18 protein-coding genes are annotated in these 19,139 nt (G+C 62.5%); 10 read left to right on the top strand and 8 right to left on the bottom strand.

Annotated elements, in window-relative coordinates; all coding sequences use genetic code 11:
* Nucleotides 1–70: 70 nt before the first annotated feature.
* The 3 genes from aceB to art_RS14940 all read left to right on the top strand — a co-directional run bounded on the left by aceB (nt 71) and on the right by art_RS14940 (nt 3,895).
* A complete protein-coding gene (gene aceB / locus art_RS14950) occupies nt 71–1,720 on the top strand; it encodes a malate synthase A (RefSeq protein ID WP_038466053.1) in 1,650 nt (549 codons plus the stop codon).
* A gap of 196 nt (nt 1,721–1,916) precedes the next feature.
* Nucleotides 1,917–2,630 carry a DsbA family oxidoreductase gene (locus tag art_RS14945; protein ID WP_038466050.1) on the top strand — a complete coding sequence of 238 codons (714 nt, stop codon included), beginning with the start codon at nt 1,917–1,919 and terminating at the stop codon, nt 2,628–2,630.
* Nucleotides 2,631–2,803: 173 nt separating this feature from the next.
* Nucleotides 2,804–3,895, top strand: a complete 1,092-nt coding sequence (locus art_RS14940) for a S1C family serine protease (protein ID WP_052136606.1) — start codon at nt 2,804–2,806, stop codon at nt 3,893–3,895.
* Between the two features lie 10 nt (nt 3,896–3,905).
* On the opposite strand, the gene art_RS14935 is transcribed toward art_RS14940, so the two are convergent.
* The 8 genes from art_RS14935 to art_RS14900 all read right to left on the bottom strand — a co-directional run bounded on the left by art_RS14935 (nt 3,906) and on the right by art_RS14900 (nt 13,029).
* Nucleotides 3,906–4,838, bottom strand: coding sequence for a PD40 domain-containing protein (locus tag art_RS14935; protein ID WP_038466047.1), 933 nt, complete (start codon nt 4,836–4,838; stop codon nt 3,906–3,908).
* A 114-nt stretch (nt 4,839–4,952) separates the two neighbouring features.
* Nucleotides 4,953–5,696: a ThuA domain-containing protein gene (locus art_RS14930; protein ID WP_038466045.1), complete on the bottom strand. Its 744-nt coding sequence runs from the start codon at nt 5,694–5,696 to the stop codon at nt 4,953–4,955.
* Between the two features lies 1 nt (nt 5,697).
* Nucleotides 5,698–6,780: a Gfo/Idh/MocA family protein gene (locus art_RS14925; RefSeq protein ID WP_038466042.1), complete on the bottom strand. Its 1,083-nt coding sequence runs from the start codon at nt 6,778–6,780 to the stop codon at nt 5,698–5,700.
* 325 nt (nt 6,781–7,105) lie between these two features.
* Nucleotides 7,106–7,945, bottom strand: a complete 840-nt coding sequence (locus art_RS14920; RefSeq protein WP_038466039.1) for a carbohydrate ABC transporter permease — start codon at nt 7,943–7,945, stop codon at nt 7,106–7,108.
* Nucleotides 7,938–8,912 (bottom strand): carbohydrate ABC transporter permease, encoded by a 975-nt coding sequence (locus tag art_RS14915; protein ID WP_038466037.1) that lies wholly within the window; start codon nt 8,910–8,912, stop codon nt 7,938–7,940. The genes art_RS14920 and art_RS14915 overlap by 8 nt, the downstream gene beginning before the upstream one ends.
* 141 nt (nt 8,913–9,053) lie before the next feature.
* Nucleotides 9,054–10,358: an ABC transporter substrate-binding protein gene (locus art_RS14910; RefSeq protein WP_038466035.1), complete on the bottom strand. Its 1,305-nt coding sequence runs from the start codon at nt 10,356–10,358 to the stop codon at nt 9,054–9,056.
* A gap of 356 nt (nt 10,359–10,714) precedes the next feature.
* Entirely contained in the window at nt 10,715–11,785 is a 1,071-nt protein-coding gene (locus art_RS14905) for a LacI family DNA-binding transcriptional regulator (RefSeq protein WP_038470416.1), read from the bottom strand.
* A 5-nt stretch (nt 11,786–11,790) separates the two neighbouring features.
* On the bottom strand, nt 11,791–13,029 hold the full coding sequence (locus tag art_RS14900; protein WP_038466033.1) for an ROK family transcriptional regulator: 1,239 nt from the start codon (nt 13,027–13,029) through the stop codon (nt 11,791–11,793).
* Between the two features lie 136 nt (nt 13,030–13,165).
* Between art_RS14900 and art_RS14895 the strand changes: the two genes are divergently transcribed.
* The 7 genes from art_RS14895 (at nt 13,166) to art_RS14865 (ending at nt 19,103) form a co-directional block, all read left to right on the top strand.
* On the top strand, nt 13,166–13,900 hold the full coding sequence (locus art_RS14895; protein ID WP_038466032.1) for a sugar phosphate isomerase/epimerase: 735 nt from the start codon (nt 13,166–13,168) through the stop codon (nt 13,898–13,900).
* Between the two features lie 5 nt (nt 13,901–13,905).
* A complete protein-coding gene (locus art_RS14890; protein ID WP_038466029.1) occupies nt 13,906–15,012 on the top strand; it encodes a Gfo/Idh/MocA family protein in 1,107 nt (368 codons plus the stop codon).
* Between the two features lie 35 nt (nt 15,013–15,047).
* A complete protein-coding gene (locus art_RS14885) occupies nt 15,048–16,232 on the top strand; it encodes a Gfo/Idh/MocA family protein (RefSeq protein ID WP_052136605.1) in 1,185 nt (394 codons plus the stop codon).
* 10 nt (nt 16,233–16,242) lie between these two features.
* Nucleotides 16,243–17,244: a sugar phosphate isomerase/epimerase gene (locus tag art_RS14880; RefSeq protein WP_038466027.1), complete on the top strand. Its 1,002-nt coding sequence runs from the start codon at nt 16,243–16,245 to the stop codon at nt 17,242–17,244.
* A 109-nt stretch (nt 17,245–17,353) separates the two neighbouring features.
* The gene (locus tag art_RS14875) at nt 17,354–17,737 is read left to right on the top strand and encodes an RNA-binding S4 domain-containing protein (protein ID WP_038466025.1); all 384 of its coding nucleotides are present in this window, start codon (nt 17,354–17,356) and stop codon (nt 17,735–17,737) included.
* A 106-nt stretch (nt 17,738–17,843) separates the two neighbouring features.
* The gene (locus tag art_RS21130; protein ID WP_052136604.1) at nt 17,844–18,323 is read left to right on the top strand and encodes a UPF0158 family protein; all 480 of its coding nucleotides are present in this window, start codon (nt 17,844–17,846) and stop codon (nt 18,321–18,323) included.
* 303 nt (nt 18,324–18,626) lie between these two features.
* Nucleotides 18,627–19,103, top strand: a complete 477-nt coding sequence (locus tag art_RS14865) for a UPF0158 family protein (protein ID WP_038466023.1) — start codon at nt 18,627–18,629, stop codon at nt 19,101–19,103.
* The last annotated feature ends 36 nt before the right edge of the window (nt 19,104–19,139 follow it).

Below are 19,139 nucleotides of genomic sequence, written 5' to 3'. Positions count from 1 at the left end.
ATTTGACCAGAAACCACGGTTTTTCGTCCAACAACTGCGTAATCGATGAATCCAGACTTGGAGAAATCCCATGAACTCAACGAACAGCCTGAACGGAATCACGTTCAACGGCATCACCCTGACCGCACCGCCCATCCACCGCCAGGACGAAATCCTGACCCCCGAGGCCTTGGACTTCATCGCAGCCCTGAACCGCACCACAACGGCGCGCCGTGCGGAACTGCTCGAAGCCCGCCGCACCCGCCGCTCGCAGATCCTCAGCGGCTCCGACCCCCGCTACCTGCGCGAAACCTCCACCATCCGAGAGGACCCGAACTGGCGCGTCGCTCCCCCGGCCCCCGGCCTCGAGGACCGCCGCGTGGAAATCACCGGTCCGGTGGATAAGAAGATGACCATCAACGCCCTGAACTCCGGCGCCAAGGTGTGGCTGGCCGACATGGAAGACTCCTCCACACCCACCTGGGGCAATGTCATCCGCGGCCAGCTGAACTTGATCGACGCATTGGAACGCCGCATCGACTTCACCAGCCCCGAAGGCAAGGAGTACAAGCTGGCCCCGGCGGAGGAGCTGCCCACCATCGTGGTCCGCCCCCGCGGCTGGCACCTGCCGGAGAAGCACCTGCTGATCAACGGCAAGCCCATGGCCGGTGGAGTTGTTGACTTTGGACTGTACTTTTTCCACAACGCCCGCCGGCTGATCGCCCAGGGCAAGGGACCGTACTTTTACCTGCCGAAGATTGAAAACCACCAGGAGGCCCGGCTCTGGAATGACATCTTCATCCAGGCCCAGGACCTGCTCGGCATCCCGCAGGGCACCATCCGTGCCACGGTTTTGATCGAGACCATCACGGCCGCCTTTGAGATGGAGGAAATCCTCTACGAGCTGCGCGACCACGCCGCCGGCCTGAATGCAGGCCGCTGGGACTACCTGTTCTCCGTCATCAAGAACTTCCGCACCCGCGGCCCGCGCTTCGTGCTCCCGGACCGCAACCAGATCACGATGACGGCCCCGTTTATGCGCGCCTACACCGAACAGCTGGTCCGTGCCTGCCACACCCGCGGCGCCATGGCGATCGGCGGCATGGCAGCCTTCGTGCCCAACCGCCGCGACCCGGAAGCCAACGCCAATGCGATGGCCAAGGTCCGCGCCGACAAGACCCGCGAGGCCAACGACGGCTTTGACGGCTCCTGGGTGGCCCACCCGGACCTGGTTCCTGTGGCCATGGAGGTTTTCGATGAGATCCTGGGCTGGAACCCGAACCAGATCAGCCGCACCCGCGAAGAGGTTGAGCTGGATGACCGCGCACTCCTGAACGTCGCCGGCACCCAGGGCAACATCACCGAACAGGGCATCCGCGACAACATCTGGGTCGGCATCCAGTACATCGAATCCTGGCTGCGCGGCCACGGCGCCGTCGCCCTGAACAACCTCATGGAGGACGCCGCCACCGCGGAAATCTCCCGCTCGCAGATCTGGCAGTGGATCCACAGCCAGGCCATCACCGACACGGGCGAACTCATCACCTACGACTGGGTCACGGAGATGCTCGAGGAGGAATTCGCCCGCCTCCCCCGCTTCGAGGGCGACCGTTTCGAGGAAGCCCTGGAAATCTTCACCGACGTGGCCATGGGCGAGGAGTTCCCCGCCTTCCTGACCACCTCCGCCTACGCGAACTACCTGCACGCCGAGCAGACCGAACGGCAGCTCGCAGCAGCATAAGTTTGGTTGCCGCACCGGATGCGACGCCACTGCAGGCCCGAGATCCGGGTCCCGGTAAGGCAACCTTAAATCTCAAGAAGTACGACGGCGGTTGGCGCCCTTTCCCACGAAACGGCGCCAACCGCCGTCGTGCTTTGTGCGCCAAACCGGCGGGCCGGGCCGGAATAATCGCCGCGACTTCCCCGTTGGCGCAGGTATGAAGATTGAAATCTGGTCCGACGTGGCCTGCCCCTGGTGCTACATTGGCAAGCGCCGTTTTGAGACCGCCCTGAACGGGTTCGCGCACAAGGATGCCGTGGAGGTGCAGTGGCGCAGTTACCAGCTGGACCCCACCATTCCGGAGCATTATGACGGCACCGAGCTGAGCTATTTGAGCGAGCGCAAGGGCATGGACCCGGCACAGGTTGCCGGCATGTTCACGCACGTCACCGAGCAGGCTGCGGCGGAGGGCCTGAACTACAAGTTCGAGAATGTGGTGGTGGCCAACAGCTTCAACGCCCACCAGCTGCTGCATCTGGCCGCCGCCCATGGGAAGGGCGGCGCCGTGAAGGAAGCCCTGCTCTCGGGCCACTTTGAGCACGGCTTGGACATTGGCTCCCGCGACGCGCTCGTGCAGCTTGGCACCGAGGCCGGACTGTCCGCGGCCGAGATCAACGAGGCGCTGGACACCGACAAGTACGCCGACGAGGTCCGCCACGACTTTGCCGAGGCCCGCGCCATTGGCGTCACCGGTGTGCCGTTCTTCGTCATCGACAGGAAGTACGGCATCTCCGGCGCCCAGCCCGCTGACGTGTTCAGCCAGGCGCTCGAGCAGGCATGGCAGGAAGCCAACCCGCTGACCATGGTGGGTGCGGCTTCTTCTGATGAATCGGACGCTGAGGTGTGCGGCCCGGACGGCTGCGCCATCTAAGTTCGCCGCGATACATTCGGGCCGTCCTGTTCAAACAGGACGGCCCTTGGCATCTCCGGCCCACTGCACCTCCGGCATTGTTGGCCCGACGTCATGGCGGGCCGAGAAGCCCAAGTGTGCCGTAGCATGAGGATTTCCATCACCTTGGCGGCTGTCCTTGAACGGAGCATCCCATGAACGCACCGCAAAGCCCCACCTGGTTCCAGCGTCTTCCGCTGTCCACGGTCATTGCCGCGGCGGTGGCCCTGGCACTTGTTGCCGGGTTGGCCGGCGGCTGGATCGGCAGCCTGCTCACCCGCCCGGCAACCACGGCCGCAGCATTGTCCGGCAGCTGCAATGCCACCGATGTGGCCCGAGGCGTGCTGCCCGGCGTCGTCACCGTCTCCATCCGCAATGGTGAGGCGAGCGGCGTCGGAAGTGGCGTGATTGTGCGCTCGGAGGGTTACATCATGACCAACAATCATGTGATTGCTGCGGCCGCTGACGGCGGCACCATTGATGTGCTGTTCAGCGATGGTAATTCCTCCGAGGTGGAGCTGGTGGGGCGCGACCCAAAGTCGGACCTGGCAGTCCTGAAAATGAGCGCGGACAAACCGCTGCCAACCGTCGCCCTGGGCAAGTCCGCCGACGTCCGTGTGGGCCAACCGGTTGTAGCACTCGGCGCACCCCTGGGACTGTCAAGCACCGTGACAGCAGGCATTGTCAGCGCGCTGGGCCGCAACGTTCCGGTTCCCAGCGACGATGATTCCACGGCCATACTGGTGGGCGCCATCCAGACCGACGCCTCCATCAATCCCGGCAACTCCGGCGGTGCGCTCGTTGACTGCTCCGGCAAATTGATCGGCATCAACACGGCCATCGCCACCATCCCCAACGACCTCCAGGTCGCCAGTGGAAGTGTCGGCATCGGCTTCGCCGTCCCCATCGACCTCGCCGCCCGTATCACCGACCAGCTCATTGAAACCGGCACCGTGGCGTACCCGTTCTTCGGGGTAAATGCCGTGCCAGTGCCACCGCAGGCCGCCGAGGCTTTCGGCGTTCCCAACGGCCTGTACCTGCAGGCTGTGCTCCCCGGCGGCCCCGCCGCCGAGGCAGGCCTGCAGCCCAGTGACATTGTGACGCTGCTGGACAAGCAGCCGGCCACCAGCATGGCCGTGCTGCAGGAAGTAACCCTCGCACGGAAGGCTGGCGACACCGTCAAGGTCACATATTATCGGGACGGCAAGACGTCCTCGACGACCATCACGCTGGGGACGTTGCCGTAGCCGGCGGGTCTCATTCAGGCAGCGGGTAGGCGACCATCGCGATGCGTGTACCGTCCGGGGACCAGCTCGGCACATTCATGGTGCCCTGCCCGCCAAATACGTGGGCGAGGTCCCGGATGGTGCCGTCCTTTTCCAACAGACGCACGACGACGGGCACATCCGCTGGGTGCCCCACCGTTCCTGGCGGGAAACTGACGTAGGCGATCTGCGTGCCGTCGGGCGAGGGATGCGGGAACCAGTTCACGCGATCGTCAAAGGTCAGCTGCCCGGGTTCGCCGTCCGTTGTGTTGCCGGTGCGGTTGGCTGTGGCCGGCATGCGGAACAGCTGGGCGTGGCCGGGGGCAATGGAGCCGCGCTCCGAGTTGAAGTAAATCCACTGCCCGTCGGGTGAGAACTCAGCGCCGTCGTCGGGGAAGTTGTCATTCGTGAGTTGCCGGTCAGGGCCGCCCATTGATGGGACTGTGTAGACGTTGGTGCGCACCTGGGCGCCGGCTGCATCGAGCCCAATGTACGCGAGCGTTGCCCCGTCCGGGGACACGCCGTGGAGGTAATGCTTGAAGTTGGGGCCGTTGTCATTCGTCACCCGGCGCGGGGCCGTGCCTGCCAACGCACCGCCTGATCCGGCAAGGTCCACCGCGTAGATGTGACTGTCTTCGCTGGAGACGTAGGCCGTGCCGCCGTCGGGGCTGATGACGTGATCATTGTTGATCTCGGCGATGCCCCCGAGGTCGATCTCTTCCAGAACGCCACCGGCATCAGCTCCATCAACAGGGAGTCGGAACAACCTGCCGTCTCCGTTGATGATGAGACTCTTGCCGTCGGGGCTCCAGTTCGGTGCCTCAAAAAGCATGGTGTCGGAGGCAAAGCGCCCGCTCGCCTTGGCTGTGCGCACGTCAATGATGAACAGCTGAGCGCGTTGGCCTGGGCGGAGTTCGCGTGGCATGGGCGTTCCAATCGGTGAGGTTTGGACCGGCTGGGCGTGTCCGGCCGGTGACAGCTACCGCCGGCCGGGCCCGTCCAACGGGTGAAAGTCGGAGGGGCCAGCCGGAGGCACCTGTCAGGCGAGGAAGGATTCCCGGGCCGGGTTGCTCACTTCCGGCTGCCGGCGGTGCTGCTGCGGCTGGGCCACCCAGCCAACCCCGTTGGAGATGACGCGCTGAACTTGCGGGTGGTGGTAGACCGGATATTCCTGGTCGCCGGGGCTGAAGTAGAAGATCCGGCCCTTGCCGCGTGAGAACGTCACCCCGGAACGGAAAACCTCACCGCCGGTGAAGGAGCTGATGAAGATCAGGTCATCGGGTTCAGGGATGTCGAACAGTTCGCCGTACATTTCCTGCTCCGGGATGACTATCGGACTTTCCACGCCCGCAGCTATTGGGTGCGAGGGCTTGACCGTCCACACGAGTTCACGCTCCCCTTCATTGCGCCACTTCAGCGAGCATGTAGTGCCCAGCAGCCTGGTGAAGATCTTGGCAAAGTGTGCCGAGTGGAGGGCAATCAGCCCCATGCCGCCCAGGACGTGGCGCTGCACCCGCTCAACCACTTCATCCGACACGGCGTCGTGGGCCATGTGGCCCCACCACAGCAGGACATCGGTGTTGGCCAGGGTTTCCTCGCTCAGCCCATGTTCAGGATCTGCCAGGGTGGCGGTCGTGATGGTGGCGTCAGGGTGGAAAGGCCGCAGTCCGTCGGCAATGGTGCCGTGCATGCCGTTCGGGTACATCTCCCCGATGGTGGCCGGTTCGTTGTTGAGCTCGTGGACACCTTCGTTCCACACCAGGATGTTCAGTTTTTCGGTCACGTTAGAGCCTCACTTCGCGTTGTTCACGGGCTGATGTGTAGCAAGCATCAATGACACGGGCACGGTTCAGGGCGATGGAGCCGTCGTGGTTGCCCCATTCCCCTTCGCCGGCACGGATTGCTGCGACGAACTCTTCCACCACGGCCGGGTGGTTGCCGTCGTCCAGCGGCTCGGCCGTGTAGTCGGCGTTGACGTCGCCGTCATCGGTGAAGATGCGCAGGCCGGAATCGGAGACCTCCTGAGACTGGGCCGCACGCAGTTCCGCGCCGCCGTCGGTGCCGTAGACGCGGAAGTCCATGAGGTCGGCGGGGTCCCGGTAGCTGGCCCAGCCGGCCTCCACCATCAGGGTCACCCCGCCTTCCAAACGGATGAAGGCCGAGGCAAAGTCCTCCACCTCAAACTTGTGGTTGGAGGATGCTGCAATGTAGTTCGTGTCGCCGCCGCGGCCTTGGCTGCCCAGTTCCGAGTAGGTGGATGCGGAGACGGAGATGACCTTCGGCTCGCCGAGCAGGTGCAGCGCATAGTCCAGGACGTGCACGCCGATGTCGGCAAGGGGTCCGCCGCCGGCCAGCTCGGGGTTGGTGAACCAGCTGCCGAGCGTGGGAATGCCGCGCCGGCGCAACCAGGAGGCCTTTGCGTAGTAAGGGCGACCCAGAGCACCGTCATCGATGATGCTTTTCAGCTTCTTGACGTCGCCGCGGCGGCGGTGGTTGAACACCACATCCAAAACACGGCCGGCCTTGCGGGCGGCGGCCACCATGGCGGCGCCTTCTTCCCCGTTGCGGGCGAGCGGCTTTTCACTCAGCACGTGCAGCCCGCGTTCCAGGGCGGCCACCGTAATGGGGGCATGCAGGAAGGTGGGGACGGCGACGCTGACGGCGTCCAGGCCCTCCAGCTCCATCAGGTCTTCCCAACGGGCAAAGCCGTGCGGGATGTTGTGTTCAGCCTGGATGGATGCCAGCAGATCGGTTTCCATGCCGGCCACGGCCACAATGTCAACGCCGTCGATGGCGCTGAAGGCCTTCACATGCTGCTGTCCGGCCCAACCGACTCCTACAACACCGACTTTGAGTGTTGCGGGCATAATCTCATCGCTCACTAAGGACACCTTTTCCTGATTTTCGGGTATTTATGGCACTGCCAAAAGCGGCATGCACGGGAGACCCAGCGCACACTTCACCAACTTAGTGGAACTTAAATTTAGAGTCAATCAAAAGTCGCTATTCGGCTCAGCCGGTTCTTCAAGGGATTTCTGCCCATCCTCATCACACAGCGTAAATGAACCCGAACTTTTGTTCGCACATCATCAAAAGGGCGCAATGTGGGCCAGGCTCGGCAAAAGGAACGACGGCGGCACCCAGGCGAGAAAAGGACCTCACCCAGGTGCCGCCGTCGTACTTAATGAATTGTTACTTCACGGCGCCGGCGGTCAGGCCTGCCACGAAGTTCTTCTGCAGCAGCAGGAAGCCGATCACAATGGGAATGCTGACCACCACCGAGGCGGCCATAATCTGGTTCCAATACACGTTGGTCTGCGTCGAATACAGCTGGAGTCCGACGGCGAGGGTGCGGTTGGCATCGGTGGTCATGACCGAAGCAAACAGGACCTCACCCCAACTGGTCATGAAGCTGTAAATTGCGACGGCGACCAGCCCCGGTCGCGCTGTGGGCAGGATGACTTTGAGGAGGGCACGCATGGGGCCGCAGCCATCCACCTTGGCCGCCTCGTCGAGTTCTCGCGGGATGCCGTCAAAGTAGCCGGCGAGCATCCAGATGGAGAACGGCAGCGAGAACGTCAGGTACGTGATGATCAGGCCCGTGCGGGTGCCCACCAACTGGAGGCCGAAGTTCGTGTTGATGTTCACGAAGATCAGGAACAACGGCAGCAGAAACAGCACGCCCGGGAGCATCTGTGTGGACAGCACAGTCGTTGAGAACACTGTGCGGCCGCGGAACGAATACCGGGAGATCGCGTATGAGGCAAAGATGGCGATGATCAGCGAAAGCACAGTGGCCACGGTGGAGACGATCACCGAGTTCACGAAGTAGTCGGCCAACGGGACCGTCTTCCACATGTCGATGTACGGCTGGACCGTCAAGGTGGTGGGCCACCAAGAGAACGCGCCCTGGACATCCTTGAGGGGTTTCAGCCCCGAGATGACCATGACGTAGATGGGGATGATGGTGAAGATACTCAGCAGCACAATCGTGACGACTCTAAAAACCTTGGTGCCGGTTGTGTCATGCATTGTCTTTCCTCCGGTTCATGAAGAGAAGGTAGATTCCGCTGACAACCAGTAGGAACAGCAGGAGCAGCACCGACATGGCAGCACCGGAGCCAAAGTTCCAGGTCAGGAATGAGGCGTTGTAGATATGGAAGGAGATCAGGTCTCCAGCTGGCGGCTGCGAGCCGCCAAACAATACGAAGGGGGTGTTGAAGTCGTTGAAGGTCCACAGGAACATGACCAGGACCAGCACCATGTTGACGGGGCGCAGCATGGGCAGCGTGATGGCCCACCACTGGCGCAGGGGTTTGGCGCCGTCAACGGCCGATGCCTCGTAGACGTCTGTCGGCACGGATTGCAGTCCGGCCATCAGCATGAGGAAGGCGAAGGGCCAGAGCCGCCAGATGGCGACGATGACGACGGCGAAGAATGCGTTGTCGCCAATGAGCCAGAACGGCTTGTCACCGGGCAGGCCCAGGTTGTCGAAAATCAGGTGGTTCAGTGCGCCGTTGTCCTTCTGCAGCATAAATTTCCAGGCAATGACACCGGCATACATGGGCAGGGCGTAGGGGATCAGGAACAAGGTCCGGAAGATGGCGCGTCCCTTGAATGTCTTTTGCAGGGCAACGGCTGCGGCCATGCCCAGCCCCCAGGAGAAGCCCACCACGAGGATGGTGAATGCCACGGTGATGCCGAAAGACTTCAGCAGGCCCAGCCCGACGGCGGAGTCGAAGTCCAGTGCTACCTGATAGTTTTTCAGGCCCACAAAGGGTGCGTTGCCCCAGTTGGAGATGAACATCTTGGTGAGCTTGAGGAAACTCATCCAGATGCCGGTCACCATCGGGATGACGTGGATGACAAGTTCAAAAATGACGGCGGGGGCGAGCAGCGCGTAAGGCAGCCACCAACCAGCACGGCGGGGCTTGCGGGGTTTCCTTCCGGACGCCCCGGCGGTGGGGCCGGAATTCTTTACGGCGGTGGAAGCAGACACTGCAGACACTCACCTTTCGTTCGGGAACAGCAATTTATGGGTATGGCAGATGGGTGGGCCCCAGGGGCTGGGTGGGCCCCTGCCTGCGAGTGGCCCCGATAATGGCTCGCCCGCGAGCCATTATCGGGGAGCAGGTAGGGATCAGCCTGCTGCTTCAACCGCCTGCTGTGCCGTGGTCAGGGCGGCCTTGATGTCAGCCTTGCTGACTGTGCCGCCGGAGGCGACCGTGGCGAACATCTGGTTCATGGCCTTGCCAACGGTGCTTTCAAACTGGTCCTCGGCGGGAACCAGGGGAAGGGGCTTGGACTTGTTCTCGTAGATGTCGGAGAACGTCTTGGCCAGTTCGGCGTCGTCAGTGAAGCTCGGTGTGACACCCGCCAGGACCGGCAACGCTGCGAAGGGCTTGTCGAGAGTCGCCTGGGTGGCTTCACTGGTCATGAACTTCACGAACTCCAAGGCGGCGTCCTTGTTCTTCGTGTTCTTGAAGATGGACATGTTGATGCCAGCCACCATGGTGGCCACGTCGGTGCCGCCAGCCGGTGCGGGGTATGCCACCACTCCGAAGGCGTCCTCGGCCATGCCCTGTGATGCGATGGAACTGTTGGCGTTGTTCTGGCTCAGGACCATTGCTGCCTTGCCGTTGGCAAAGTCATTGATGGCCTTGGTTGCATTGTCATACTGGGCATCGGACGGGTTGACCACCTTGTCGCTCTGCATGAGGTCCAGGTAGCGTGCAATGCCGTCCACGACGCCGTCAGAGGTGAATGTGGGCTTGCCGTCAGCGTCGAAGAATTCAGAGTCATTCTGGGCCGCGTTGATGAAGGCAAAGTGGGAGTTTTCCGTGTAGCTGCCGGCCGCCAGTGAGAAGCCGTGCACATCTCCGGTGGTCAGCTTCTTGGCTGCTGTCACCATTTCTTCCCAGGTTGTGGGAGGCGTTATACCAGCATCCTTGAACATGGCTTTGTTGTAGTACAGACCGTAGGCCAGGCCGTACAGCGGGACGGAGGTCGGGTCTTCTCCAGGAACGCCGCCGGTGTCCATCGCGGTCTTGACGAACTTGTCCTTGCCGCCGATTGCGTCAAAGGCGGCGGAGTCGAACGGCATGAAGGCGCCGGTGGACTGCAATGAGGCGGCCCAGGTGTTGCCAATGTTCAGAACATCGGGCGCCTGCCCGGATGTGACAGCCGTTTGGATGCGGGTCTGGAGGTCGTTCCAGCCGATGACTTCAAGGTTCACCTTGATGCCTGTTTCTTCCTCAAACTTCTTCAGTTCGGGGGTGAGCACTTCCTTGTCATTGTCCAAGCTGGTGCCCTGGTTGCTGGCCCAGTAGGTCAGGGTCTTGCCACCTGCGTCGGTGGATTCGTTGCCGGCACCTCCGCTACAGCCGGTGGCTGTGATGGCGAGAGCAGCGATAGCCGCTGCTGCGGCAAAAGTACGTAATTTCACTTCGGTGACTTCCTTGTCTGTGGAGAATTTCCGTAAGAACCTGAGGTGTTGAAGCGCCGAAAAAACTCAACGCTCGACGTGAAACCAAACCTAGAACAACTTATGTCGAACGTCAATCAAAAGTGGGGTTACATTTCAATCGTCATGGATTCGCAACCCAAAAAATGATGCCGCGGGATCTCAAAAATGTGCACCAGCGCCGGGATTTTATGCGAAAAAATGCCGGAATCTCAAGGGTCTCGAGTCGAGTAACATCATGTAACCAGGCTAACTGAACCGGTTCAGCAGTCGGCCGATGTTATCAACTCGTTATGAAGCCAAGGGGGAACTTCCTACTGGCACCGGCTAGCCAGCCACTAAAAGGAGTTGCTGCCCAGGCTCTCGCGCAGTTGCAACACACCGGGGCGGGCTGCAATATTGCGTGGCTCGTGGCCTGCGATCATTTCCAACAGCAACATGGCGGAGTTCCGGCCCATGTCGGCAATATTGCGGCCCATGGCGGCGATGCCCGGCGAGCTGAGCCGACACAGTATTGAGTCGTCCCAACTGACCAGCGAAACCTGGCCCGGAACACTGAGGTGCAACCGTTTGAGGGCCTGCAGGCCGCCCACCGCCATCAGGTCGTTGCCGTAGATGATCGCGGTGGGGAACTCAGGCGACCCCGGAACCAAGCCGGCCATGACGGCGATGGTGGCCAATCCGCCGTCGTCCGCGGAATAGTCCGAAGGACTCAGCGCCACCGTCATACCCAGACGGGCGGCATGGGCAATGATGCCTGCGGTTTTCCGCTCCTCGTGCAACAGCTCCACGGGCCCGGAGACAAAGGCGATGTGCCTGTGCCCGCGTGCATGCAGCGCTTCCACCACGGTGGCGGCATCCACGGACTGGGACACCGTGACGTTGGAGTTGCGGGGCGAGGGTTGCACATCCTTCCCCGCACCCAGGCGCACGTAAGGCATCCTAAAGCGGTCAAGCAGCGCCGGCCGAGGATCGTCACGGACGTGGTCAAAGAGGATGACGCCGTCCACGCGCCGCTCCCCCGCCCAGCGCTCATAGACCCCAAGGTCGCGGGTGCTCTTGTCGGGGACCGTGCGGGGATCCACCATGCGCAGCATCAAGCTCATGTCATGGGCGCCCAGAACGGCTTCAATGCCGGCCAGGATGCTCATGTAAAACGGTTCGGTTCCGATTTGCTCGGGGTCCCGGTAGAGCACAATGCCCACAGCTTCACTGCGGGATTGCGAGAGCGCACGGGCACTGGAACTGGGGTACCAGCCAAGCTCCCCGGCCAGGGCCAGGACGCGGGCACGGGTGGAGTCACTGACGCCGGGTTGGCCGTTGAGAGCGTAGGAAACCGAGGCTTTCGACATGCCCAGCCGGCGGGCCAGATCAGTGATGGTCACCTTGTGGGCTGGTGAGGGATTCATGGCATTCACACCTGCGTGTGCGCGGCGACGAGGCGTTCCACGGAGGCCGGGGCAAGAATGTGGTCGATCACCATGCGGCCGGCACCCAGTACACCGGCGTGGTCCGCGGCCATTGACTGCACGATCCGCAGCCGCGCCGTGGCCAGCGGAAGCGATCGCTGGTAGACAATCTCGCGCACGCCGGCCATGAGGTACTCGCCGGCCGATGACAGGCCGCCACCGATCACAATGACCGAGGGGTTCAGCAGGTTCACGGAGGCCGCGAGCACGTCACCCAGGTCGCGCCCGGCCTGGCGCATGGCCTGGATGGCGGCAAGGTTTCCCCGTCGGGCCAGCTCCAGCACATCGTCTCCGGTCTGGGCGGGAACACCGCCGGCCGTGAGCAATGCAGCCACCGCCGGCCCCGAAGCCATGGCCTCCAGGCAGCCATAATTGCCGCAGCGGCACAGCACATCCCCGCCGCGCGGCACCCGCACATGCCCAATATCTCCGGCGGTGCCGTCAGCGCCGCGCTGCAGCAGCCCGCCGCTGATAATGCCCGCGCCAATACCGGTGGCAACCTTGATGAACAGCAGATCCTGCGCATCAGGCCAGTAGTTGGCGCGCTCCCCCAAGGCCATGATGTTCACATCGTTGTCAACGAGCACGTCTGTTGGAAAGCGCAGCTGCACATAGGCGGGCACGTCAAAACCGTCCCATCCGGGCATGATGGGAGGGCTCGCCGGCCTGCCGGTTGAATGCTCAACCGGCCCGGGCAGGCCGATGCCGATACCTGCCAATTCCCGTTCATGGCGCCCCGCCTGGCCAAAAATGCTGCCGCACAGGTCAAGGACAGAATTCAGTACCGCTGTGGGACCCGTAGCAATGTCGATCGACTCGCGCAATTCACTGAGCACTCTTCCGCTGAGGTCAGTCAGTGCGATCAGGACATGGGTGGCACCAATGTCCACCGCCAGAATCACCCGGGAAGACGGATGAAAGGCATAGCGCGACGGCGGACGCCCACCCGAGGAGACTCCCTCACCTGCAGGGCCAATGAGTCCCGCGACGCTCAGCGCGTCGATGCGGGCGGCCACGGTGGAGCGCGCCAACCCGGTAATTTCAGCCAGTTCCGCGCGGGTGCGCGCCTGTCCGTCCCGCAGGATCTGAAATACATCTCCGGCCCTGGAATGACTGAGCGGCCCGGCTGCCGCCGCGGAGGGGGTGGCAGGCCGTAAACGCTGCTGCACTGGTGACTTTGGCATTCCCAATAAATAACACACCGACTTCCATCTGTCACAATCCAAAGGTTATTCGCCGTACACAAACTTTTGCTTGACCATCGACATAAGTTCCAATAGGTTGTTGTGCAACACACATTCATGTCTTCTAGGAGTTCCAATGACGTATTCCCTGCAGCTGTACACCGTCCGCACACCCCTCGAAGAAGACCTGCCCGGAACCATCGCCCGCGTTGCAGAATTGGGCTTCACCAAGGTTGAGCCCTACAACTTTGTGGCCAAGGCCGACGAGCTGGCCGAAGCCTTCGCAAAGCATGGCATCACGGCCCCCTCCGGTCACGCCCCCCTGCTGAAGGATGACCAGGACGAAATCTTCGCTGCCGCCAACAAACTGGGCATCACCACCGTCATCGACCCGTTCATTGCTGCAGATCAGTGGCAGAATGCCGAGGACATCCAGAAGATCGCTGATGGCCTCAACGCCGCTGCCAAGAAGGGTGCCAAGTACGGCATCCGCGTGGGTTACCACAACCACGCCTGGGAGCTTGAATCCAAGATCAACGACACCACGGCACTCGAGTACTTTGAAACCTTGTTGGATCCGGAACTCGTGCTGGAAGTTGACACGTACTGGGTCTCCGTTGGTGGCGCTAACGCGGTCGACATCCTCACCAGCCTCGGCGAGCGCGTGAAGTACATCCATATCAAGGACGGCCCCTTGAACAACGACACCAAGGCCCAGCTTCCCGCCGGCCAGGGCGAAGTTCCCATTTGGGACGTCATTGGCGCGGCCAAGCACCTGGAAGTTGGCGTTGTCGAGTTTGATGACTACGCAGGTGACATCTTTGATGGCGTCGCAGCGAGCCTTGCCTTCCTGAACGCTGGAAAGGCCTGATCCCCATGGTAAAAACTGGACCCGTCGGCATTGCCTTCATCGGCGCCGGCAACATCAGCAAGCAGTACCTGGACAACCTGACCAAATTCCCCGACGTCAAGGTGCTTGTCATTGCGGACCTCTTTGAAGAGGCTGCTGCCGCCCGGGCCAAGGAGTACAGCATTGAGACGTCAGGCGGCGTCGACGTCGCACTGAACCACCCCGACGTTGAAATCATCGTCAACCTGACCATTCCGGCAGCCCATGTGGAGGTAGCCACGGCCGCAGTGCGGGCGGGCAAGCACGTCTGGACGGAAAAGCCCTTCTCCCTCGACCGCGAAAGCGGCCTTGGACTGCTCAAGGAAGCGCAAGCCGCCGGGGTTCGGCTTGGCTGCGCACCCGACACGTTCCTTGGCGCCGGTCTGCAGACGACCCGGCGCCTGATCGATGCCGGCGAAATTGGCACTCCGTTGACGGCGCTGACCATGTTCCAGTCCCCCGGCCCCGAATCCTGGCACCCGAACCCCGCGTTCCTGTTCCAGGAAGGTGCCGGCCCGCTCTTTGACATGGCCCCGTATTACCTGACAACACTGATCCAGGCCTTTGGCTCCATCTCCAAGGTGGCCGCCGTTGGAAGCACCGCCTTCCCCACCCGCACCATTGGTTCCGGCCCCAAAGAAGGCGAGGTGTTCGACGTCGAGGTACCCACCCACGTCAGCGCCATCGCCCAGTTTGCTTCCGGCGCCTCCTCACACAGCGTGTACAGCTTCGAATCCGCCAAGGCCCGCATGGGGTTTGTTGAGATCACTGGCACCGAGGGCACCCTTTCGCTGCCGGATCCAAACAACTTCGACGGCGACATCAAGGTGTGCAAGCGCGGCGAGGAAGACTGGACCACGATTCCCGCCGAAGGTCCGGCCGACGGCCGCGGCCTGGGCGTACTGGACATGGCCCGCTCCATCCGCGCAGGCGTCCCGCACCGCGCCACCGGCGAGCTGGCCTACCACGTACTCGATGCCATGGTCTCGATCTCCGAGTCCGTTGACAGCGGCGAGTTTGTCACCGTCAACAGCACCGCCCCGTCCTCCGAGCCGGTTCCCGTTGACTGGGCGCCGACCGAAGCAACGCTCTAACTGCCCGCAGGCAATAGATAACTAGGAAAGCAGTTATGACCTCCCTCCAATCCAACAGTCGCGAATCCCACACCCTGGGTGTGGCCGCCATCGGCTACGCCTTTATGGGCCAGGCCCACTCCAACGCGTGGCGTTCCGTGGCGAACCACTTTGACGTTCCCGCATTTGAGCAAAAGGTCCTGGTCGGTCGGGACGCCGATGCCGTGGCCGCCGCTGCCGCCAAGTACGGCTGGAGCGAATCGGCCACGGATTGGCGGGAGGTCATTGCCCGCGACGACATCGACATTATCGACATTTGCGCACCCGGCTGGCTGCACGCTGAAATTGCGACGGCGGCCCTCGCCGCCGGCAAGCACGTGCTGGTTGAGAAGCCGCTCGCCAACTCCATGGCCGAGTCCGAGGACATGGTTGCCGCGGCACAGGCCGCCCGCACGGTTGGCGTGCGTTCCATGGTGGGATTCAACTACCGCCGGGTGCCTGCACTGGCGCTGGCCCGCAAGCTCATCGCGGACGGTGAGCTTGGCACCATCCGCCAGGTCCGCGCGTCGTACCTGCAGGACTGGCTGGCCGACACCGAGGCACCCATGACCTGGCGGCTGCGCAAGGAGACCGCCGGCTCGGGCGCGCTGGGCGACATTGCCTCGCACGCCGTCGACCAAATTCAGCACCTGCTCGGCGACACCGTCGCCGACGTGTCGGGCCGGCTGCACACGTTCACCACCGAACGGCCGGGTCCCGACGGTCCCGAGCCCGTCACGGTCGACGACGCTGCCTGGGCCACGCTGTCCATGGCCGGTGGCGCCGTGGCCAGCGTCGACGTGTCGCGGGTGGCGCTGGGACAGAAGAATGCGCTGCGCGTGGAGGTTTATGGCACAACCGGGTCAATTACCTTCAACCTGGAAAACCCCAACGAGCTTTATTACCTCAACGCCACCGAGCCCATTGAGGTCCAAGGCTTTCGGCGCATTCTCGTCACCGAACCAGAGCACCCATACATTTCAGGCTGGTGGCCGCAGGGGCACGTGATCGGCTGGGAACACAGCTTCACACACCAGATTCGCGACTTCCTGCTGAACATCGCCGACGGAACCGACCCGTCGCCGTCGTTCGAGGAAGGGCTCGGCGTCCAGCAGGTCCTGGCCGCGATCGAAGCCTCCTCCGCGGCCGGCGGCGCAACCATCCCGCTGGCTGTTCCAGCCGAACTCACCCACAACTCTTAAGGACTGACCCATGGCACGCCCATACACCTTGTTCACCGGCCAGTGGGCCGACCTTCCCTTCGAGGAAGTTGCCCGGCTCGCCACAGACTGGGGCTATGACGGTCTGGAAATCGCCTGCTCCGGCGACCACCTGGACCCTTGGCGCTGGGACGAGCCCGGCTATGTTGCGGGCAAGCTCGCCGTGCTGGAACGCTACAACTTGAAGGTGTGGGCCATCTCCAACCACCTCAAGGGCCAGGCCGTGTGCGATGACCCCATCGACTTCCGCCACCAGGCGATCGTCGGCACCAAGGTGTGGGGCGACGGGGCCCCCGAAGGCGTGCGCCAGCGCGCGGCCGAGGAAATGAAGCTGACCGCCAGGTTGGCCCAGGCACTCGGCGTGAAGACCGTGGTGGGCTTCACCGGATCCTCGATTTGGCAGTACGTGGCCATGTTCCCGCCCGTTCCGGAATCGGCCATTGAGGCCGGATACCAGGACTTTGCCGACCGCTGGAACCCCATTTTGGATGTCTTCGACGAGTGCGGTGTGCGCTTCGCCCATGAGGTGCACCCCTCCGAAATCGCCTACGACTACTGGACCACCGTGCGCTCCCTGGAGGCCATCGGCCACCGCGAGGCGTTTGGCCTGAACTGGGACCCGAGCCATTTCATGTGGCAGGGCATCGACCCGGTCTCCTTCATTTGGGACTTCAAGGACCGTATTTACCACGTCGACTGCAAGGACACGAAGCTGCGTCCCACCGGCCGGAACACGGTCATGGGCTCGCACCTGCCGTGGGGTGATCCGCGCCGCGGCTGGGACTTTGTGTCCGCAGGTCGAGGCGATGTGCCCTGGGAATCTTCCTTCCGCGCGCTGACCGCCATCGGCTACGACGGCCCCATCTCCATCGAGTGGGAGGACGCCGGCATGGACCGCCTGCAGGGCGCGCCGGAGGCACTTGCTGCACTGAAGAAGTTCGACTTCGCCCCGTCCGCCTTGTCCTTCGACGCCGCCTTCAGCAACCAGGACTGACACAGCACCGTTTCTGACACCGATCCCGCTTTCGGATCCCGCGATCCCGGGCTCTGAAAGCGGGATCGGTGTCATTTTCGTGGATCCGCACGGCTAGAGTGGATGGACTATGAGCATTCCCAAAAATGCACCGACAGCTGTCCGCATTGACGCGTGGCTGTGGTCGATCCGTGCCTACAAGACCCGTTCAATGGCCACCGCAGCCTGCCGTGCGGGCCATGTGAAACTCAATGATGCCAATGCCAAGGCGGCCCACACTGTAGTTCCGGGCGACACCATCCGTGTCCGCCAGCCCGGCTACGACAGGATCCTGGAAGTCCGCCAGCTCATCAACAAGCGGGTGGGTCCCGAAGCTGCCTCGCACTGCTTCACCGACCACACTCCCCCACGCCCCGTGCTTCCCGCGCTGGGACTGCCGCAGCGCGACCGCGGCACCGGCCGGCCCACCAAAAAGGACCGCCGGGAAATGGACAAGCTGCGCGGGGACACCTGACAGCGCAGGCGTTGCTGCGGGCCGGATCCACTGCAGGCCTGTAGCATCCGGTGCGGTGGCGAATATATTTGCTGCCCCGTGCACTGACTTATGGAAAGCTGGAGCCATGTTGCGCGTTGAGAACATTGATCTCGAGGTACTGGCTGAGGCCTTGTTGTCCCACGACGACTTCGGCTTTTTCTACTGGATCGATCCGGCCACTGGCGCCATTGGTTTTTGGGGCGATGGCGCCAACTACGGCGCTGCCAACGAAGAATTGGATCCGGAGGAGCGCGGTGGCCTCCGGATCGGCCCCATTCCTTCCCGGGACGCGTACAAGGACATGGAGGAATTCACGGCCACGGTACGGGACCCCAAAATCCGAGACCAACTGCTTCGAGCCCTCGACGGCAAGAAGCCATTCCATAACTTCAATGCGGCCGTCCACCGACATACCGAAACGCCCCGGCAATGGCACGCATTCCGCGACTCCGCCATGGAGGTCCGGGCCGTCCAGTGGCTGCAGGAACACGAGCTTGTAAAAGTCGCCGACGCGGAGCAGGCACTCGCCAAGCTTCGCGGGGGTCCTGAGAGCGCGGAACTCTGAACCGACCGGCTTCGGCGGCAGGCTCGTGGACTAAGAGTGGGACATGCGCATGCGGAGGGTCTGACCCGGCGCATAACTTAGGACCAACAGGGCACTAATGCGCGCTGTTGGACCCCAGCTTTGCGCCAGTGTCAGAGCTGCGCCCTGGGGACTCCTGCTATGCGCATGACTCGGAGCAGGTCATTCCATACGCCACCACGCCCCACGGACAGGCGTCGACTCTTGTCCATTTTCCCGGCAGGGAGAACCATTGTGTATGTAGGCATTTCTTGGATTCAAGCACCCGTTACGGAGGGCTGAGCCGTGTTGCATTTAAATGACTTTGATCTTGAGGGTCTGGCCATGGCACTGGAAAATCACTTCATGGACTACGAAACGTTTTTCTGGATGGATCCGGCCACCGGCAAAATTGAACTGTGGAGCGAAGAAGTCGCGGACGAGGCCGAGACCGAGGGTTGGGACGTGGACGACCGCGGCGGCATTCGCATCGATCCCATGGAATCCTACGAGGGCTACCGGGACATGGAGGAGTTCATTTCCGGCGTTGCGGATCCTCATTCCAGGGACCGCCTGGTTCGGGCCATTGATCGCAGCAAGCCGTTTCGCCATTTCAGGGATGCGCTCACTCAATTCCCGGAAATACAAGACCAGTGGTACATATTCCATGATGGTCTAATGAAGCGCCGGGCCATCGAGTGGATCCAGGAAAACGGCCTGGTCACCCTCACGGAAGCCGAAGCTGCGTTGGCCCTGTTGCGCACGGAAACCAAGCACGCCTGAAGCCAAACCCGGCCACAGCCCACGGTGCGGAAGATG

This window comes from Arthrobacter sp. PAMC 25486 (assembly GCF_000785535.1).
Taxonomy (GTDB): domain Bacteria; phylum Actinomycetota; class Actinomycetes; order Actinomycetales; family Micrococcaceae; genus Specibacter.
This window is presented reverse-complemented; position numbering and strand designations above follow the sequence as displayed.